The sequence below is a fragment of the Streptomyces sp. NPDC046197 genome (assembly GCF_040646295.1).
GTDB lineage: Bacteria > Actinomycetota > Actinomycetes > Streptomycetales > Streptomycetaceae > Streptomyces.
Window position 1 is genome coordinate 283,373 of record NZ_JBEYZY010000007.1, and the last position, 18,700, is coordinate 302,072.

The 18,700-nt window shown below is 73.5% G+C and carries 17 protein-coding genes; 10 read left to right on the forward strand and 7 right to left on the reverse strand.

Annotated elements, in window-relative coordinates; all coding sequences use genetic code 11:
* Positions 1-66: 66 nt before the first annotated feature.
* From AB0A61_RS13120 to AB0A61_RS13140, 5 genes are all read right to left on the reverse strand, one after another.
* Positions 67-441, reverse strand: a complete 375-nt coding sequence (locus tag AB0A61_RS13120) for a hypothetical protein (RefSeq protein WP_361290653.1) — start codon at positions 439-441, stop codon at positions 67-69.
* A gap of 19 nt (positions 442-460) precedes the next feature.
* On the reverse strand, positions 461-964 hold the full coding sequence (locus tag AB0A61_RS13125; RefSeq protein ID WP_361290656.1) for a roadblock/LC7 domain-containing protein: 504 nt from the start codon (positions 962-964) through the stop codon (positions 461-463).
* A 13-nt stretch (positions 965-977) separates the two neighbouring features.
* On the reverse strand, positions 978-1,814 hold the full coding sequence (locus tag AB0A61_RS13130) for a transcriptional regulator (protein ID WP_361290659.1): 837 nt from the start codon (positions 1,812-1,814) through the stop codon (positions 978-980).
* Positions 1,811-2,203, reverse strand: a complete 393-nt coding sequence (locus AB0A61_RS13135; protein ID WP_361290662.1) for a hypothetical protein — start codon at positions 2,201-2,203, stop codon at positions 1,811-1,813. Before AB0A61_RS13135 ends, AB0A61_RS13130 begins: the two co-directional genes overlap by 4 nt.
* A gap of 168 nt (positions 2,204-2,371) precedes the next feature.
* Positions 2,372-3,982: a diaminopimelate decarboxylase gene (locus AB0A61_RS13140; RefSeq protein WP_361290665.1), complete on the reverse strand. Its 1,611-nt coding sequence runs from the start codon at positions 3,980-3,982 to the stop codon at positions 2,372-2,374.
* Positions 3,983-4,111: 129 nt separating this feature from the next.
* Between AB0A61_RS13140 and hutU the strand changes: the two genes are divergently transcribed.
* The 4 genes from hutU to hutI are packed head-to-tail and all read left to right on the forward strand — an operon-like array spanning position 4,112 to position 9,577.
* Entirely contained in the window at positions 4,112-5,776 is a 1,665-nt protein-coding gene (gene hutU, locus AB0A61_RS13145) for a urocanate hydratase (protein WP_361290668.1), read from the forward strand.
* A 56-nt stretch (positions 5,777-5,832) separates the two neighbouring features.
* Positions 5,833-7,035, forward strand: coding sequence for an allantoate amidohydrolase (locus AB0A61_RS13150; RefSeq protein WP_361290830.1), 1,203 nt, complete (start codon positions 5,833-5,835; stop codon positions 7,033-7,035).
* The gene (locus tag AB0A61_RS13155; protein ID WP_361290671.1) at positions 7,032-8,378 is read left to right on the forward strand and encodes a formimidoylglutamate deiminase; all 1,347 of its coding nucleotides are present in this window, start codon (positions 7,032-7,034) and stop codon (positions 8,376-8,378) included. Before AB0A61_RS13150 ends, AB0A61_RS13155 begins: the two co-directional genes overlap by 4 nt.
* A 26-nt stretch (positions 8,379-8,404) precedes the next feature.
* On the forward strand, positions 8,405-9,577 hold the full coding sequence (gene hutI / locus AB0A61_RS13160) for an imidazolonepropionase (protein ID WP_361290674.1): 1,173 nt from the start codon (positions 8,405-8,407) through the stop codon (positions 9,575-9,577).
* A gap of 188 nt (positions 9,578-9,765) precedes the next feature.
* On the opposite strand, the gene AB0A61_RS13165 is transcribed toward hutI, so the two are convergent.
* Together AB0A61_RS13165 and AB0A61_RS13170 are read right to left on the reverse strand one after the other, a co-directional pair.
* On the reverse strand, positions 9,766-11,325 hold the full coding sequence (locus tag AB0A61_RS13165) for an RICIN domain-containing protein (protein WP_361290677.1): 1,560 nt from the start codon (positions 11,323-11,325) through the stop codon (positions 9,766-9,768).
* Between the two features lie 331 nt (positions 11,326-11,656).
* A complete protein-coding gene (locus AB0A61_RS13170) occupies positions 11,657-12,580 on the reverse strand; it encodes an RNA polymerase sigma factor SigF (protein WP_361290680.1) in 924 nt (307 codons plus the stop codon).
* A 252-nt stretch (positions 12,581-12,832) separates the two neighbouring features.
* Here AB0A61_RS13170 and AB0A61_RS13175 point away from each other — a divergent pair, with 252 nt between their 5' ends.
* The 6 genes from AB0A61_RS13175 to AB0A61_RS13200 all read left to right on the forward strand — a co-directional run bounded on the left by AB0A61_RS13175 (position 12,833) and on the right by AB0A61_RS13200 (position 18,689).
* Entirely contained in the window at positions 12,833-13,210 is a 378-nt protein-coding gene (locus AB0A61_RS13175) for an STAS domain-containing protein (protein ID WP_361290683.1), read from the forward strand.
* Between the two features lie 287 nt (positions 13,211-13,497).
* The gene (locus AB0A61_RS13180) at positions 13,498-14,088 is read left to right on the forward strand and encodes an ATP-binding protein (protein WP_361290686.1); all 591 of its coding nucleotides are present in this window, start codon (positions 13,498-13,500) and stop codon (positions 14,086-14,088) included.
* A gap of 178 nt (positions 14,089-14,266) precedes the next feature.
* Positions 14,267-14,998: an LPXTG cell wall anchor domain-containing protein gene (locus AB0A61_RS13185; protein WP_361290689.1), complete on the forward strand. Its 732-nt coding sequence runs from the start codon at positions 14,267-14,269 to the stop codon at positions 14,996-14,998.
* A gap of 246 nt (positions 14,999-15,244) precedes the next feature.
* Positions 15,245-16,135 (forward strand): hypothetical protein, encoded by an 891-nt coding sequence (locus tag AB0A61_RS13190; RefSeq protein WP_361290833.1) that lies wholly within the window; start codon positions 15,245-15,247, stop codon positions 16,133-16,135.
* On the forward strand, positions 16,132-17,322 hold the full coding sequence (locus tag AB0A61_RS13195) for a hypothetical protein (RefSeq protein WP_361290692.1): 1,191 nt from the start codon (positions 16,132-16,134) through the stop codon (positions 17,320-17,322). Before AB0A61_RS13190 ends, AB0A61_RS13195 begins: the two co-directional genes overlap by 4 nt.
* The gene (locus tag AB0A61_RS13200; protein ID WP_361290695.1) at positions 17,319-18,689 is read left to right on the forward strand and encodes a hypothetical protein; all 1,371 of its coding nucleotides are present in this window, start codon (positions 17,319-17,321) and stop codon (positions 18,687-18,689) included. Before AB0A61_RS13195 ends, AB0A61_RS13200 begins: the two co-directional genes overlap by 4 nt.
* Positions 18,690-18,700 lie beyond the last annotated feature (11 nt).

Consider the following 18,700-nt stretch of genomic DNA (forward strand, 5'->3'; position numbering starts at 1 on the left):
GTTCGGATCACCGCGGATCCGGGGGGATCCGGGGTGATCCGAACGACACCCCCTGGCGGCGCGGGGTCAGACCTCCAGGTCCTCCTCGATCCTCCTCAGCTGGTGCCGGGCCATCGCCAGGTTGGCCCGCTTGGCGTCCAGCGCCAGGTAGAGGAAGAGGCCGTTGCCGCCGCGGCCGCTGATCAGGCGGATCAGGTGGTACTGGTCGGACAGGGTGATCAGGATGTCCTCGATCTGGCCCTTGAGCCCGAGGTGCTCCATGGTGCGCATCTTGGCGCGCACCACGTCGGTGTTGCCGGCGGCTGCGACGTTCAGGTCGAAGGTCTTGCTGCCGCCCATCGTGCCCAGGGCCATGCCGCTGGTGTAGTCGACGAGTGCGACGCCGGTGGCGCCCTCGATGGAGGCGAGACATTCCTTCAGGCAGGTTTCGGTGTTGGCCATGGCCGGTCTCCTTGTTCTCTCAACTTTCAGTGGTGGTAGGCGCGTTGCTGCCAGCGGTGCGTGGCACGCGCGTGGTTCTGGTCCGTGGTGCGGTGGTCCTGGCGGCCGGTTTCGACGCCTTCGCCGACGCCCTGCCGGGGCCTCTGGCCGCGGCCTCGGCATCGACCAGCTCGCCGATGCGGGCGCCGGCCCGGCGGCCCTCCAGGTGCAGACGGCCGACGTTGACCCGGTCCTGGGCGAGCAGGGTGAGCACGGCCGTGCGGCCGGCCGCATACGTCGCGACGTAGCCGTAGACGCCGCGCACCAGCAGTTCGCGCAGTTCGCCCTGGCCGGTCACGTCGGCCATGCGTACGGCGACGCCGAGCGCGGTCGCGGTGAGGGCCGCCACGCCCTCCGGCTCCACCCCCGGGGTGTCATGGGCCAGGACCAGGCCGTCGACGCTCGCGGCGAGGGCGCCGGTGAGCTGGGGGACCCGGGCTCTCAACCGGCGCAGTTCGTCCAGGATTTCGGGCTCGGCTGCCATCCGGGTTCTCCTCTCAAAGGGCCTCCAGCGCATCCCTGAGCCTCTTCAGCAGCGTGATGTGGGGGTCTGTGGTGTAGGCCAACCGCTCGGCGACGGTGGGCGTGTGGGGTTCGGGCTCGCACGGGACCGGCTCCTGGGGCGCCACCAGGCCCGCGGCCACCAGGCGCCTGACGTCCACCAGCGTGTGGAATGCCTGCCTTCCCAGCTCCCGGGCCAGGTCCGTTGCCGTGCGGACTCCGTCGACCCGGTCCAGGACCTTCTGCTGGCGGGCCGTGAGTGCGGGGGCCCTGGTGACGTACGTCCGTACCAGCGGGGCGGTGTCCGGTGTCGCGTCGGGCCAGACGCGGTGCAGCAGTTCGCGGCGGCGCACCGTGGCCCGCTCCAGGTCGGCGACCGCGACGGGGAGGACGGGGCCGACCCGGTGGGCGACGCCGTAGCGGAAGCGGCCCGGCGTGCTGCTCGCGGCCAGGGCGAAGTACGCGGCGTCGTAGAGGGCGCCGAGGTGGCACAGCTGAAGCGCACCCTCGGTCAGGTGGCCGCCCTCGACCAGCAGGCGGGCGGCGCCGCGCCGGTCGTCGGCCCGTGCGACGGCCTGCCGCCAGACCTCCGCGGGCAGCGTGTCGTGGGCTGTGAGCAGGGTGTCCAGGCCGGTTGCGGAGGGGCTCTCGGCGTGCACCACCAAGCCGTCGGCGAGGTAGAGCGTGCCCCCTTCGCGCACCAGGACGCCGGTCGCGCGCTCGGCGGCGAGCCGGGTCAGCATGGGTGACATCCCGTCCCAGGCCCGGTGGGCGGGGGCCGTCTTGTCCCGCACCGGCAGCCGGGGCGGAGGCGTGGTGTCCACCACGGTCATCCCAGCACCAGCCGATCGGCCATCTCGCCCAGCCGTATCCGGGCCAGCGCGAGATTGCCCTCCGCGCGGGTCAGCCACAGATGCAGGAACACGCTGCTGTCGAAGGACGTCTCCACGAACCGCAGCAGGTGATAGCTGTCCCGGTTGCTGACGATCAGGTCCTCGACCGGCGGGCGCTCTCCGCCGGGGTCGTCGGCCGAGGCGAACGCCCCGTGCTCCGCGGCCAGCCGCGCGAGTTCGGCGGCCTCCGCCGCGGTGGTCTCATGGTCGCCGCCCGGGGATTCTCCGACGGTGCCCAGCGCCAGTCCGCTTGTCCAGTCCACCAGCGCGGCGCCTCTGGCACCGGGCAGCCGCATGGCTTCCAGTAGGCACTCGTCGATTCCGGGCACCGTTGTTCCCCTCCCGCCTCGGGGTTCGGCTGAGTGATGCCGACGTTACGCACGGTGTGCGCGGGCGGTGAGGGATCTGGCATTTTCCGGTGGAACATGCGGCCGAGGTACTAGTGTTGGTCGACTGACCCGCTCTTCATACCAATTGCCCGAGGGTCCCCGTGTGCGTCAACGGCGCCCGGACGTGGGGAGGGTGGCGAGGGAGCTCGCGTGCGCCCCTCCCGACTCGGCCACGATCTCGTCGAGCGTCTGCGGCTCCCGCACGGTGGCGAAGGCGACGCCGCCCGAGGGATCGCGGACGAAGCCGTAAATGCCCGGCCGCGCAAGGGAGTTGTAGGCGTAGTGATGGGCGAAGTAGTAGGCGCCGGTGTCCAGCGCCGCCACGTGGTCGCCGGGTTCGAGCAGGGCCAGCGCGCGGCCCTCGGCGAGCAGGTCGCCCGCGAAGCAGGCGGGTCCGGCGACGTCCTGCACCACCTCGGGTCCCGACCTGGGGCGCCCCTCGGCGTCGTACGCGGCGACGCGCAACGGCCACGCCCCCGGCGCGTACACCGTCCGCGTGGCGACCTGCACGCCCGCGTGGGTGACCGCGACCGGCCGCCCGCCGGCGCTCTTGGTGTACTCCACCCGGGCCACCACCGTGCCGTGCTTGGCCAGCAGTGACCGCCCGAACTCGGTGACCAGCCCGTACCGCCCGTCGAACAGCCCCGGCACCGTCTCGCGCAGCAGCCGTGCGTACTGCGCGTACGTCGGCACGGTCGCCTCCGAACCGAAGTTGACCGGCAGCCCGCCGCCGATGTCGAGGGTGTCGATCTGCCGTCGCCCGGCGCGCGCGTTGATCTCCTCGGCGAGCGCGTACGTCTCCGCCACGCCCCGCGCCATCAGCGGCAGCGGGATGCCCTGCGAACCGGTGTGGGCGTGCAGCCGGGTCAGCCACGGGCGGTCCAGACATGCCCGCACCACCCACTCGCGGGCCCCCTCGTCGCGCAGCGCCACGCCGAACTTCGAGGTCGCCGTCGCGGTCGACAGGGCCTCGATGGAACCGCCGCCGACCTGCGGATTCACCCGGATGCCGAGCGGGCCGGGGGTCCCGCCGGGCCGGGCGGAGCCGGGCGAGCGGGGAAGGCCCGGCGCGGACCGCACGAGGGCGTCGATGCGGCCCAGCTCCTGCGGGTTGTCGGCGTTCACGGCGATCCCCGAGGCCAGTGCCTCCCGCAGCTCGGCCGGGGTCTTGGCGGGGGAGTCCAGGACGGTGCGGGAGGGCGGCACCCCGGCCGCCCGGGCCAGCGCCAGCTCACCCGGACTGGCCACCTCGGCGCCGATGCCCTCCTCGTGCAGCAGCCGCAGCACCGGCACGAGCGGGGTCGCCTTGACCGCGAAGGCGTGCAGCACCGCCGTCCCGGGCGCGGCGACCGCCTCGAACGCCGCCCGCAGGGCCGCCGCCGAACTCCGGATGCCCGTGACGTCCAGGAGGCCCACGATGGGGGCCTCCGGGCCGAGCAGCCCCTGCTCCACCGCGGCGCACACCGCCTCGTCCCGCCGCGCGACCCGCTCCCCGTCCGCCTCTTCCTGCGGCCCGGTCCGCGCGCCGTGGGCTCCGTGCCGCGGCGTGATCCGTTCGCCGTCCCCCTCGCCCCGCGGCGGGATCCGGAGGCCGTGCGCCTCGCCCGGCGGCGGGATTCCCTCGCCCCGCGGCGAGATCCCTTCGCCGTGCGCCTCGCTCGTGAGGCCGTCGTGGCCGATGCCCATGCCGTCCTCCGCCCGATCGATGCCCGCAGTCATGCATCCAGCCAAACATGCAGGGTCCCCGAGCAGGTGCGCACCCACGTATTGACTAGTTCTATTCATCGGGTCAGGATGTGAATAACGACAGCAACAATCCATCGGGAGCAATCCGCTAGGAGGCAGACCATGTCAGGACCCCGCCCCGTACGAGCGCCGCGCGGTACGGACCTGAGCGCCCTGGGATGGCAGCAGGAAGCCGCCCTGCGGATGCTCCAGAACAACCTCGACCCCGAGGTCGCCGAGCACCCCGACAAGCTCGTCGTCTACGGCGGCACCGGCAAGGCCGCCCGCGACTGGCGCTCCTTCGACGCCATGGTCCGCACGCTGAGGACGCTGAAGCAGGACGAGACGATGCTCGTCCAGTCCGGCCGCCCCGTCGGCGTCATGCAGACCCACGAGTGGGCCCCGCGGGTGCTCATCGCCAACTCCAACCTCGTCGGCGACTGGGCGAACTGGGAGGAGTTCCGCCGGCTGGAGGCCCTCGGCCTGACCATGTACGGCCAGATGACCGCCGGTTCCTGGATCTACATCGGCACCCAGGGCATCCTCCAGGGCACCTACGAGACCTTCGCCGCCGTCGCCGCGAAGAAGTTCGACGGCACCCTGGCCGGCACCATCACCCTCACCGCCGGCCTCGGCGGCATGGGCGGCGCCCAGCCGCTCGCGGTGACGATGAACGACGGCGTGGCGATCTGCATCGACTGCGACCCGCGGGCCATCGAGCGCCGCATCGAGCACCGCTACCTCGACGTGAAGGCCGACTCGCTCGACCACGCCCTCCAGCTGGCCGTCGAGGCCCGCGACGCACGCCGTCCGCTGTCCGTCGGCGTCCTCGGCAACGCCGCCGAGCTGGTCCCGCAGCTGCTCACCATGGGCGCCCCCATCGACATCGTCACCGACCAGACCTCGGCGCACGACCCGCTGGCGTACCTCCCGCTCGGCGTCGACTTCGAGGACATGGCCTCCCACGCCGCCAAGGACCCGGCCGGCTTCACCACCCGGGCCCGCGAGTCCATGGCCCGGCACGTCGAGGCGATGGTCGGTTTCATGGACGCCGGCGCCGAGGTCTTCGACTACGGCAACTCGATCCGCGGTGAGGCACAACTGGCCGGGTACGACCGGGCGTTCGCCTTCCCCGGCTTCGTCCCCGCCTACATCCGCCCGCTGTTCTGCGAGGGCAAGGGCCCCTTCCGCTGGGCCGCACTGTCCGGTGACCCGGCCGACATCGCGAAGACCGACAGGGCGATCCTGGACCTGTTCCCCGAGAACGAGTCCCTGGCGCGCTGGATCAAGATGGCCGGGGAGCGGGTCCACTTCCAGGGCCTGCCCGCCCGCATCTGCTGGCTCGGCTACGGCGAGCGGGACAAGGCCGGCGAGCGCTTCAACGACATGGTCGCCGGCGGCGAGCTCCGGGCTCCCGTCGTCATCGGCCGGGACCACCTCGACTGCGGTTCCGTCGCCTCCCCGTACCGCGAGACCGAGGCCATGCTCGACGGCTCCGACGCGATCGCCGACTGGCCGCTGCTGAACGCCATGGTGAACGTCGCTTCGGGCGCCTCGTGGGTCTCCCTGCACCACGGCGGTGGCGTGGGCATGGGCCGGTCCATCCACGCCGGTCAGGTCACGGTGGCCGACGGCACCGCGCTCGCCGGGGAGAAGATCCGGCGCGTACTGACCAACGACCCCGGAATGGGCGTCATCCGCCATGTCGACGCCGGGTACGACATCGCGGAGTCGGTGGCCGTGCAGCGCGGCGTGCGGGTGCCCATGCGCGAGGGTGACGAGGCGTGACCCAGCCGCAGCCTGCGACGACCACGGCCCAAAGCTCCGGCGACGGCTTCCACGCCATGTGGCGCGAGCTGGCCCCCATCGGCCGTCACCCGGCCTCCGGAGGCTACCGGCGCTACGCCTGGACCGGCGCCGACGCCGAGTGCCGGGCCTGGTTCCAGGAGCAGGCCGAGGCCCGCGGACTCGCCTACGAGGTGGACCGCAACGGCAACCAGTGGGCCTGGCTCGGCGACCCGGCCGCCGGAGACGCCGTCGTCACCGGGTCGCACCTGGACTCCGTGCCCGACGGCGGGGCCTTCGACGGGCCCCTCGGCGTGGTGTCGTCCTTCGCCGCGCTGGACGAACTGCTCGGCAGGGGAGCCCGGTTCACCAGGCCCCTCGGCGTCGTCAACTTCGGCGACGAGGAGGGGGCCCGGTTCGGGCTCGCGTGTGTCGGGTCGCGCCTGACCGCCGGACAGCTGACCGTCGAGCAGGCGCACCGGCTGACCGACGCGGACGGGGTGACGCTGCCGCGGGCCATGGCGGCCGCCGGGTTCGACCCCGAGGCCATCGGCCCGGACCCCGAGCGCCTCGCGCGGATCGGGGCCTTCGTCGAGCTGCACGTGGAGCAGGGGCGGGCGCTGGACCTCACCGGGGACGCCGTGGGCGTCGCCAGTGCCATCTGGCCGCACGGGCGGTGGCGGTTCGACTTCCTGGGCGAGGCCAACCACGCCGGCACCACCCGGCTGGCCGACCGCCGCGACCCGATGCTGCCCTACGCCGAGACCGTGCTGGCCGCCCGCCGCGAGGCCGCGCTCGCCGGTGCCGTCGCCACCTTCGGCAAGATCGCCGTCGAGCCCAACGGTGTCAACGCGATCCCCTCCCTGGTGCGCGGATGGCTCGACTCCCGCGCCGCCGACCAGGAGAGCCTGGACCGGGTGGTCACAGGGATCGAGAACGCGGCCCGCGAGTACGCGACGACCCACGGCGTCGACCTCGACGTGGTCCGCGAGTCGTTCACGCCCGTCGTCGAGTTCGACCACGCCCTGCGCGACGAGCTCGCCCGCCTCCTGGGCAAGGACACCGAACTGAAGGTCCCGGTGCTCGGCACCGGAGCCGGACACGACGCCGGGATCCTCTCCGCGAGCATCCCGACCGCCATGCTGTTCGTACGCAATCCCACCGGCGTCTCGCACTCCCCGGCCGAGTTCGCGGCCGAGGACGACTGCGTGGCCGGGGTGCACGCACTCGCCGACGTACTGGAAGGGCTGGCCTGCAGGTGACGCAGACGCACACAGGGACGTACTGGCTGGAGCACGCCTGGCTCGACACGCACGTCGAGCCCGGTGTGGCGCTCGACGTACGGGACGGCCGCATCGCCGCCGTCCGCACGGACGTGACCGCCCCGCCACCCGGCGCCGAGGTGCTGCGCGGACTCACCCTGCCCGGGCTCGCCAACGCCCACAGCCACGCCTTCCACCGGGCCCTGCGCGGCACCGTCCAGGTCGGCTCCGGGACCTTCTGGACCTGGCGTGAGGTCATGTACGCCACGGCCGACCGGCTCACCCCCGAGAACTACCACGCACTGGCCCGGGCGGTGTACGCCGAGATGGCGCTGGCCGGGGTCACGGCGGTCGGCGAGTTCCACTACGTCCACCACGCGCGGGGCGGCACCCGGTACGCCGAGCCGAACGCGATGGGCGAGGCCCTCGTCGCGGCCGCCGCCGAGGCCGGCATCCGCATCACCCTCCTCGACACCTGCTACCTCTCCTCCGGCTTCGGGCAGCCGCCCAACTCCCACCAGCTCCGCTTCTCGGACGGGACCGCCGAGTCCTGGGCCGAACGCTGTTCACTTCTCAAGGAACAAGATCACGCGAGGATCGGGGCCGCCGTGCACTCCGTGCGGGCCGTGCCCGCGCGCGAACTGGCGACCGTGGCGCGGTGGGCCGAGGAGCGGCGGGCCCCGCTGCATGTGCACCTGTCGGAGCAGACCGCGGAGAACGAGGCCTGCCAGGAGGCCCACGGCCGCACCCCGACCCAACTCCTGGCCGACCACGGCGTGCTCGGCCCGCGCACGACCGGCGTGCACAACACGCACCTCACCGACCAGGACATCGCACTGATCGGCGGCTCCGGCACCGGCACCTGCATGTGCCCGACGACCGAACGGGACCTGGCCGACGGCATCGGACCCGCCCCCGCCCTCCAGCGCGCCGGCTCCCCGCTCTCCCTCGGCTCCGACAGCCACGCCGTCATCGACCTGCTCGAAGAGGCACGCGCCATGGAGCTGGACGAGCGGCTGCGCACCCGCAACCGCGGCCACTGGACGGCCGCGGCACTGCTGCGCGCGGCCTCGGCCGACGGGCACGCGGCCCTCGGCTGGGAGGACGCGGGCAGTCTGCAGCCCGGTGCCCTCGCCGACTTCACGACGATCGCCCTGGACTCGGTCAGGACAGCGGGGACGCTGCCGCGGCTCGGCGCGGAGACGGCTGTATTCGCCGCGTCCGCCGCGGACGTGCGCCACACGGTCGTGGCCGGCCGTCATGTCGTACGGGACGGCGCCCATGCCCTTGTACCCGACGTGCCGTCAGCGCTGGCAGCGGCCGTCGAAGCCCTGCGCGGCTGAATCCCACCGTCATCCCTGAGGACACCATGAGCAGCACCGTCATCACCAACATCGCCACACTGGTCACCAACGACCCCTCCCTCGGTGACGGATCCCCGCTCGGCCTGGTCCGGGACGCGGCCGTCGTCATCGACGGCGACCGCGTCGCGTGGGCCGGTGAATCCAGCAAAGCACCCGCCACTGACAACCGGGTCGACGCCGGCGGCCGCGCGGTCGTGCCGGGCTTCGTCGACTCGCACTCCCACCTCCTCTTCGCGGGCGACCGCACGGAGGAGTTCAACGCCCGCATGTCGGGCCGCGCCTACAGCGCGGGCGGCATCCGCACCACCGTCGCGGCCACCCGGGCGGCGAGCGACGCGGATCTGGAGGCCAACCTCACCCGCTACCTGAGCGAGGCGCTCCGCCAGGGCACCACCACCTTCGAGACCAAGTCCGGCTACGGCCTCACCGTCCAGGACGAGGCCCGCGCCCTGCGCATCGCCGCCGCGCACACGGACGAGGTCACCTACCTCGGCGCGCACATCGTCTCCCCGGACCACGCCGAGGACCCGGCCGCCTACGTCGCCCTGGTGACCGGTGAGATGCTCGACGCCTGCGCGCCGTACGCCCGTTGGATCGACGTGTTCTGCGAGAAGGGCGCCTTCGACGGCGACCAGGCCCGGGCGATCCTCACCGCCGGCCGGGCCAGGGGTCTGCAGCCGCGCATCCACGCCAACCAGCTCTCCTACGGCCCCGGCGTCCAGCTGGCCGTCGAGCTGGACGCGGCCAGCGCGGACCACTGCACGCACCTGACGGACGCGGATGTCGACGCCCTCGCGAACAGCCGTACGGTCGCCACGCTGCTGCCCGGCGCCGAGTTCTCCACCCGCGCGCAGTGGCCCGACGCCCGGCGCCTGCTCGACGCCGGCGTCACCGTCGCCCTCTCCACCGACTGCAACCCGGGCTCGTCGTTCACCTCCTCCGTCCCGTTCTGCATCGCCCTCGCCGTCCGCGACATGGGCATGACCCCGGGCGAGGCGGTCTGGTCGGCCACCGCCGGCGGAGCGGCGGCCCTGCGCCGCGACGACATCGGCCGCCTCAGCCCCGGCGCCCGCGCCGACCTGGCCCTTCTGGATGCCCCGAGCCACGTCCACCTGGCCTACCGCCCGGGCGTGCCCCTGGTGAGCCAGGTCTGGCGCCGGGGCGTGCGCGAGGCCTGACCCGGCAGCGGGCCTACGCCACTCCGGCAGCGACGCCGGGTCGGCGTCCCCGTCCGCCACTCGGGCCACGAGCGTCGCCCCGCGTCCAGCTCGCCAACCCAGCCGGGGCTGGATCAGGCGTCCTGGCCCGCCACTCCTGCGGAGGCTGGATCAGGCGTCCCCCGTCCGCCACTCCGGCAAAGGCCCGATCAGGCGTCCCCCGCCCGCCACCGCTGCGCCGTCCCCCCGTTCAACGGCTCCAGGGACAGGTCGCCGTAGCCGCTCGGGGTGAGCGCGGTCTCGACGGCGATGGCCGGGCGGATCACGCCGTCGGGGTCCACGGTGAACGTCAGGTTCTGGCCGTGGTCGCCGTAGACCGAGTCGCAGTCCCAGATGCCGACGCCCCGGTCGACGGAGCCGCGGCTGTCGAGGCAGAAGCCGGGGTCCGCGGCCGACTGCACGACGCCCCGTGAGGAGTCGACCCGCCAGCGCTGGGTGGGCGAGGAGGTGCAGCGCGCCGTGACGACGTCCGTACCGTTGCCGAAGTCGCCGGCCACGTCCAGGCAGCGGCCCGAGGCGACGTTCACCACCTGGGCGAAGGCGCCGCCCGGCGGACGGGTGGGGGAGGGAGCCGGAACCGGAGCCGGCTTGGGCGGGGCCGTCCGCGAGGGCCGGGGCGTGGGCGTCGGCGTCGGTGACGGGGGCCTGGAGGTCGCGGACGGGGAGGGCGAGGGTGGGGTCGCCGACACCGTCGCCGTCACCGTGACCCGCGGGGAAGCCGGAGTTCTGATCGCCGAGCCCGCCGAGCGCTGGCCTTGCGGGCCGCCCTTCGAGGTGAGCAGGAGCAGGAGCACGGGCGCCAGGGCCACGCCGAGCGCCACCGAGGCGAGGAGGTAGCGCCGGGGCGGCGGCCACGCGGCGGTCCGCGTGCTCGACGGTGCTCGCGGCGCCGTGGCGCGGCGCGCGACGTACGCCGTGCCGCCCCACGGCAGCAGGCCCTCGGCCAGCACGGTGCGCGGCTGGTCGCGCAGGGCGCTCTGTTCCTCGAACGCGGCCGTGCAGTGCGCGCACTGCGCCATGTGGGCGTGCAGGTCGGCGCTGGAGCGGGGGTTGTCCGGCCGTACCGATTCCTCGATCAGGCGCCGGAAGTCACCGCAGCGCGGGTCGTCGGAGGCGGCGAGGCGGGTTCTCAGACACGCCTGGGCCATGGCCTGGAGCGCCTGCGCGGTGCCGTACACCACGTCCTCGCGGGTGATGCCGAGGAAGCCGGCCGTGCGTTCCGCGGGCTCCTGCTCCACGATCCCGTACCAGATCAGGCCCTGGACCCGGCTGGGCAGCGACTGGAACGCCGTGAGCAGGGGCGGGACCGGACCCTCGGGGCCCGCGGTGTTCAGCACCAGCAGCAGGCCGGCATCGAGTCCGCCGGACCGCTCGTCGCGGGCCCAGGAGGCGGCCAGGCGGCCGGTCAGCAGCAGCAGGTGCAGGCGCAGCGGGACACCCGGCTCCACGCCGCGGGCCGTCTCTCGGGCCGCCAGCGTGAACGCCTGCGCCGCGAGCTGCCGGGCCGCCGAGTCGCTCGCCGTGCACCGGCGGGCGTGGGCGAGGACCGGGACACGGTGCCGGGCGCGCAGTTCCTGCAGCGCCGGGTAGACGGTCGGTGTGTCGGCGCGCAGCAGCTCGGTGAGCCGCGCGTCGGACACGCCCGTGTGCGCACCGCCGCCCGCGTCCCCGGCCTCGACGTCGTTGTCGGTCCCGTCGGCCCGAGCCATCCACCCGCCTCCTCGTCCCCGGTGCCGCTGCCGCGTTCTCGCGGCGGCCGGCCGTGGAGCACGTGGAGCCCGTGGAGCACGTGGAGCACGTGGCGCACGTGGCGCACGCGGAGCCCTGACGTACCGGCCAGTTTGCGGGTGACCATAGTGGTGGACGAGGCTCGTGGGGGAAAGAGGTTTCCCCCGGGTAACCGAGGCGTCGTTCAACGACCTCGGGCGGAGGCGGGCGGAACCCGCGAGGCCGTCCTCGCGGCTGCCCCGCCGACGGCCGTCCGGCGCCGCGCACGGCGCCGGACGTGAAGCGACACGTCAGGCCGTCACCGTTCGCCGGTCACTCGTCGACCGTCAGCCCCCTGCGCAGCCGCACCAACGTCCGCGACAGCAGCCGCGAGACGTGCATCTGCGAGATGCCGAGTTCCTCGCCGATCTCCGACTGGGTCATGTTGGCGACGAACCGCAGGGAGAGGATCTGCCGGTCCCGGGGAGGAAGTTCGGCGATCAGCGGCTTCAACGACTCGACGTACTCGATGCCTTCGAGCCCGTTGTCCTCGTAGCCGATGCGGTCCGCGAGCGCGCCCTCGGAGTCGTCCTCCTCCGGCTGGGCGTCCAGCGACGACGCGGTGTACGCGTTCGACGCCGCCATGCCCTCCACGACCTCGTCGTTGGAGATGCCCAGACGCTCCGCCAGCTCCGCGACCGTCGGCGCGCGGTCGAGCTGCTGCGCCAGCTCGTCACCGGCCTTGGCCAGGTCGAGCCGGAGCTCCTGCAGCCGGCGCGGGACGCGCACGGACCACGAGGTGTCGCGGAAGAAGCGCTTGATCTCGCCCACGATGGTTGGCATCGCGAAGGTGGGGAACTCCACGCCACGCGAGAGTTCGAAGCGGTCGATCGCCTTGATCAGGCCGATGGTGCCGACCTGGATGATGTCCTCCATCGGCTCGCTGCGGGAGCGGAAGCGGGAGGCGGCGAACTTGACGAGGGCGAGGTTGAGTTCGACGAGGGTGTTGCGGACGTACGAGTACTCGTGGGTGCCTTCCTCGAGGGACTCCAGCCGCTCGAAGAGGGTCTTGGACAGCGCTCGGGCGTCGTCCGGGGCCACCTCGTCGTACGGAGGGATGTCGGGAAGCCCGGCGAGCGTGCCGACTTGGTCGGCCGGCTCGGGACGTGCGTCGTCGAGGTCGAGGTGATCCAGGTGGTCCGGAGGGGATGTCGACGTCCCCCTCCGGGTATGCGAGGCGTCGAGCCGGGATGACATGATGTCCTCCATCGTTCTCGGCATAAGGCTGCCGGAGCCAGTGCGTGCACTGCGGTGTGCGGCGCCTCCAAAGCCGACCGTGTCGGGTGCGTGTCCCTACTAGCCCTACCCGCTTCCCCGAGCCCACCGCAAGTAGGTTCTGTTGAGGTATGTCCGTTTCTGTGTGAATTGTTCGGGTGTCGGAGTGCGTAGGGAAGGCGTAGTGTTCGAGGGCGTCAGTCAGCAGCCAAGACACCGGGAGAGAGTGACGGCATGGACCGCGGGACGGTCGGCAGCGCACAGTCGGGCCGGCTTCTGGTGGAGGTGCGGCAAGAGGGCTCCAGCGCTGTCGTGACACCGGCGGGCGAGCTCGACCACCACACGGCCGACCTGCTGCGCGAGCCCCTGGAGGAGTGTCTCGACAAGGGGCGCACGCGCCTGGTCGTGGACTGCTCGCGCCTGGAGTTCTGCGACTCCACGGGTCTCAACGTGCTCCTCGGCGCACGGCTGCGGGCGGAGGCCGCGGGGGGTGGCGTCCATCTGGCCGGAATGCTTCCGGTGGTCTCGCGCGTGTTCGAGATCACAGGGGCCGACGCGGTCTTCACCGTGCATGACACGCTTGAGGACGCCCTGGCCGACGAGGCCGGCTGAGCCGCCGCCGGGGCCATCGACGTGTCTCCTCCGTTTCCCTGTGGCCCGGCATGTACGGGGCGTCACACCGTTCGTGCCGAAAACGGGGGTGTTCCGCCGGATCGGTCGGGCAGGAGACATCCTGGACACGTCGGCAGCCCGACCGGGAGCCGACGAGGGGCGTTCTGGCGTGTGTACGGGCGAACCGACTGTGTATGTGTGAACCGACTGTGTATGTGTGAACCGACTGTGCATGTGTGTAGTGACTGCTGAATCGTGAACTGGTGAATCGGTGAGGTGAAGCGCTGATGAGCACCACCCGGCCTTACTCGCCGGGCGACCGCGGCCCGGAGCCCAGCGGCGCTTCCGGGGCGTCCGAGGGGGGCGTGCCAGCGGCCGGAGCGTCCGCGGGGGGCCCGGCTGCCGGCTCGGTGACCGGAGCGTCCGCCGACGGTGCGACTGCCGAGACGGCGGTCTCGCCGGGGGGTCGTCGTCAGGCCCGCAGGCTGAGTTTCGACGGCGCGAGCGGCGTCGTGCCGCTCGCCCGTGACTTCGCCCGCCAGGCGCTGTACGCGTGGGGCTGGCTGCCCGCCGCGTCCGCCGACCGGCGGGCGGCCGCCGAGGACGTGCTCCTCGTCGTGTCCGAGCTGGTCACCAACGCCTGTCTGCACGCCGAGGGGCCGGACGAGCTGGCGATCGCCTGCGACAACAAGGTGATCCGCATCGAGGTCTCCGACCGGGGCACCGGTCAGCCGGCCCCGCGCAACCCGCATCGCGCCGGTCGTCCCGGCGGCCACGGCATGTTCATCGTCCAGCGTCTGTGTCTGGACTGGGGCGTCGTACGCACTCCGGGCGTCGCCGGCAAGAGGGTCTGGGCCGAACTGGGGGCGCCGGCGTAACCGTTCGGGACCACCCGCGGTCGCCCTCCCCCCGTGGACAGTCCCCGACCGTCCACCCGGACTCTCCTTTTCACGCGCCGAGTCCGCACAGATCCGGCGCGCATCGTGTCTTCCCTCGGCAAGGCCCCAGGCGTACCTTGACGGCCGATCTGATGTGCCGTCAGGAACGAGGTGGACCGTGCCGTACCAGAAACGAACCGCCGCGCTCGCGTCCGCCGCGGCCCTGGCCGGCTCGGCCGTGCTGCTGGCCGCCCCCGCGGCGCGGGCCGACGTCGTCGACGTGAACTACCGCTGTCAGACGCCCATCGGCGTCAAGAGCGCCGTCTCGCCCATCGACATCAAGGGCGTCAGGAGCGGCAGCGGCTACCGGATCACCATGTCCTGGCAGAAGGGCGTCTCCTCCAGCCCGGTCGAGCTCGGCAAGGGCGCGATGAACCCGAGCGCCACCATCGCGCTGGGCGGCGCCGACAGCGGCACCATGACGGTGACCGGACCGGCGAACCAGACCGCGATCCCCGCCAACACCCCCATCAAAATCAGCGACTTGAGCGGCACGTACACACCGAGGAAGACCGGCAGGGTCACCTTCACGGCGGCCGTCCTCACCATCAAGGCCCTCGGTACGACGACCACGTGCACCCCGACCAACAGCCCGGGACCGTCCCTCACCCTCGGCGTCACGGCGGCCGGCGGGGGCGCCGGCTCCGGCGGTTCCTCGGGGTCCTCGGGGTCCTCAGGGTCCTCCGGGTCCTCGCAGAGCGGCACCGGCTCCGGTGGTCAGCTGCCGCAGACCGGCCCCGAGGACGCGGCCATCGCCCTCGGCACGCTCGGCGGCACCGTGCTCCTCGCGGGCGCGGCGGGAGCGCTGTGGCTGACCCGGCGAAACCAGGCGGCCCGCGTCCGCCGCTGACCGCCGTAGACCCACCCGTCGGAGCCGCCGATGCCGTCCACCGCCCGTCTCCCGCGCCCGCCGAGCCGGTCCCGTCTCCCGCGCCCGCCGAGCCGGTTCGGTCTGCCGCGTCTGTCGTGCCGGTCCCGTCTCCCGCGCCCGCCGAGCCGGTTCGGTCTGCCGCGTCTGTCGTGCCGGTTCGGTCTGCCGCGTCTGTCGTGCCGGTCCCGTCTCCCGCGCCCGCCGAGCCGGTCCCGTCTCCCGCGCCTGCCGTGCCCGTCCCGCCTGTCCCGGCTCGTTCTGCTGGCCGTTCTGCTCACCGCCGTCCCGGCCGCGACGGCCGCCCCGGCCTGGGCGTCCCCCCTGCTCCAGGAGCCCGGCGGAGACTGGTCCGTGGCGCCCGCGGGCGGTGGCCGCCCGTCCTTCTACGCCGAGGGCAGCCCCGGCACGGTCCTGCAGGACACGGTGTCCGTCACCAACCGGGGGACGCGGGCGGTGGCCGTACGGCTGCGGGGCACCGGTGTGCCGGTCGCCTTCGCCCGGACCGGGATACGGGTGCCCGCCCGCACCCGCGCCGACGTCCCCTTCGCGGTGACGGTCCCGGCGACGGCCGCGCCCGGCGACCGGTCCGGCGTGATCACCGCCCGCGACGGAGACGGCCGGGAGGCGAGCGTACGGCTCCGGCTGCGCGTCGGCGGACCGGCGCTGGCCGCGCTGACCGTCGAGCACGTCGCCGTGCGCGGCGACCGGATCACGTACGAGCTGGTCAACCGCGGCACCACGGTTCTCGCCCCGCACCTGGCCGTGCACGCGGAAGGGATCCTCGGCACGGTCCTCGACCGCGCCCCGCGCGCCCTGCCGGTGGCGCTGCTCCCGGGCCGTCGCCTGAAGCTGAGCGAGCCGTGGCCGGACCGGCCCGCGCCGGACGCGGTCGACGTACGGCTGACGGTGACGGCCGCGGGCGGGGCGCACGCCACGGCGGGCACGTCGGTGCGGTTGGTGCCCTGGGTCCCGGTGACCACGGGCGCGGGCCTGGCCGCGGCGGCGGCCGGCGGCGCCCTGTTCGCCGTACGACGGCGCGGGCGCCGTACCCCGGACGGCGTCGAGCCGGCCCAGACGGCCCAGGAGCAGGCCGAGTTGACGGGAGCGGTGAGGTGAGCGGCAGGCGGCGGATCCCGGCGCTGGTGGCGGTGCTCGCGCTGCTGGTGCTGCTCCTGGCCGGCACCGCTGCGGGCGCCGACGGCCCGAGCGTGAAACTGTCCAAGTCCCAGGCCGGGACCGGGGGTTCGATCACCGTCACCGGCAGCGGCTGGCGACCGCACACGCTGCTGATGCTGCTGATCTGCGGGCAGTCCGTGCCGTCCCGGGGGGTCATCGGCGGCACCAACTCCTGTGCCAACGGCGACGGCCGGGCCGCAACCACCGACGACCGGGGCCGCTTCGACCGCAAGCTGCCGGTGGCCGAGCCGCCGGTGCCGTGCCCGTGCGTGGTGCACGTGGCCACGGCGACCGGCGCGAAGGCCGAGTCCGACGCGATCTTCCAGGTCGCCGGGCACGCCGTCGAACCGCTGCCCGCCGAACCGGCCGGTGGCCGGTTGTCCGTCCTGACCGACACCCGGCTCGACGGCTCGAGCGGGCTGCTGACCTGGTTCGGGGCGCCACCGGACCGGACCCTCGTGTTCACCGTCGGCAACGTCGGCTCCGAGGCCGTCAAGGACCCCGTCTTCCGGGTCGGCACCTCGCACGGCGTCTTCGCCCCGCAGTGGGACGACCAGCAGTGGCGCGGCACGCTCGCACCGGGCCGGAAGGTGCAGATCAAGCTCCCCGTCCAGCTGTCCGCCGGAGCGCACGGCGACTACACGGTCTCCCTCGAGTACGGCGGCCGGGTCCTCGCCGAGCAGCCGTGGGGCGTGGGCCGCCCCTGGGGCGTGACGCTGTTCTGGATCCTGGTGGCCGTGGTCGTGCCGGGCGCGGTGTTCCGCGCCGGTATGGCCGTGGTGGACCGGGTCCGACCGCGCCGCCCCGGCGGCCTCGGGCACCGCGGACTGCGCCTGCCCGGCCTCGCCCTGCGCCTGCCCGGGCCGGGCACCGCGCGCACCACGGACGGCACCGCCCCGACGACTCCGACCCTGCCGTGGTTCACCCCGGACTCCGCTCCGGGCGCGGCCGGCCGGCTCTCCGCACCGCACGACGAAACCCCGACGAGCCCTGCGGCTCCCACGGCTCCGACGGCTCCGACGGCCCCCACGGCTGCGAGTCCCGCGACTCGGCCGAGTCCGCCGAGTCCGCCGAGTCCGCCGAGTCACCCGGGCCGTACGACTCCGACCAGGAAGGGACCCACGTGAGAAGGCGAAGGAGAGTCACACCGGCCGGCACGGCACACCGGGGGCGCAGAGCGGGCGCGGCGGGTGTCGCGCTCGCGCTCGGCGGGGCGGGTGCCCTGCTCGGCCTGGCGGCCGGGCCCGCCCAGGCCGCCGCGGTGTCCTACAAGACCGAGTGCATCCCGCCGCCCATCTCGGGGCTGCCGCCGGTCGAGGGCACCACGAAGGTGGAGATCACCGCGCCCGCCGAGGCGAAGGTCGGCGACGAGGTGACCGTCACCTGGAAGTTCGTCCAGGCCGCCGCCAAGAACCCGGACATCCTCGACCTCGACAAGGACACCGTGAAGCCGACCGGCACGCTCAGGGCGGCCGGCGCGCAGACGACGGCCGTCGCGATGCAGGGCCCGCGGTCCAACCCGCCGATCCCCAAGAACAGCGACATGAAACTGTCCGACATGACGGGGAAGCTGAAGCTGACGACGGCGGGCGAGGTGACCCTGACGCCGGACGCGTACGACGTCAACGTCAACAAGCCGATCTCCACGGACACCAAGTGCTCCCCGAAGGAGACCGTGCAGCCCGCCGCGACGATCAAGGTCACGGACGGCGGCGGATCGGGCGGTACGACGGGCGGGCAGCCGTCCGGGACGCCGACCCCGACACAGACGTCCACGCCGTCCCCGAGCCCCACCGGGACATCGGGCGGCAGCGGCGGGACAACGGGCACCGGCGGCACCTCCGGTACCGGAGGCGGCGGCCAGACGGACTTCACCGGCAAGGAGGTCCAGGTGCCGTACCGGTGCAGGACCCCCATCGGTGACAAGAACGCGACCTCGCCCGTGCAGATCGACGCCCGGAAGAACGGCGGGAGCTTCGATCTCACCGTGCAGTTCAAGAAGTCGGTGATGAACAGCCCTGCCGACATCCCCAAGGGCTCCGTGAAGCCGTCCATGGAGGTCGTCCTGGGCGGCGCGGACAAGGGCACGGTGCATGTCGAGGGGCCGGCCAACGCGCAGGCCATCAAGTCGGGCGAACCGATCGAGATCCCGGACCTGACGGGCACGTACAAGCCCGGCGCGAGCGGGCGGGCGACCCTGTCGCCCGGCGTCCTGACGATCAACGCCCTCGGGACGACCACGACGTGCACGCCCGCCAGGACCGAGGTCTCCCTCACCCTGGACACCACGCAGCAGGCGGGCGGTGCCTCGGGCGGAGGACCGGGCGGCGGCTCGGCGACCACGTCCGGCGCGGGTACGGCGTCCGGCGGCGGCCTCGCCCAGACCGGCGCCGACAACCACGACGCCCTGAAGGCACTCGGCCTGGTGGCCGGGACGGCGATCCTGCTGGGCGCCGCGGTGTTCACGCTGATGCCGGGACGGCGGGGCCGCTAGCCGGCCCCGGG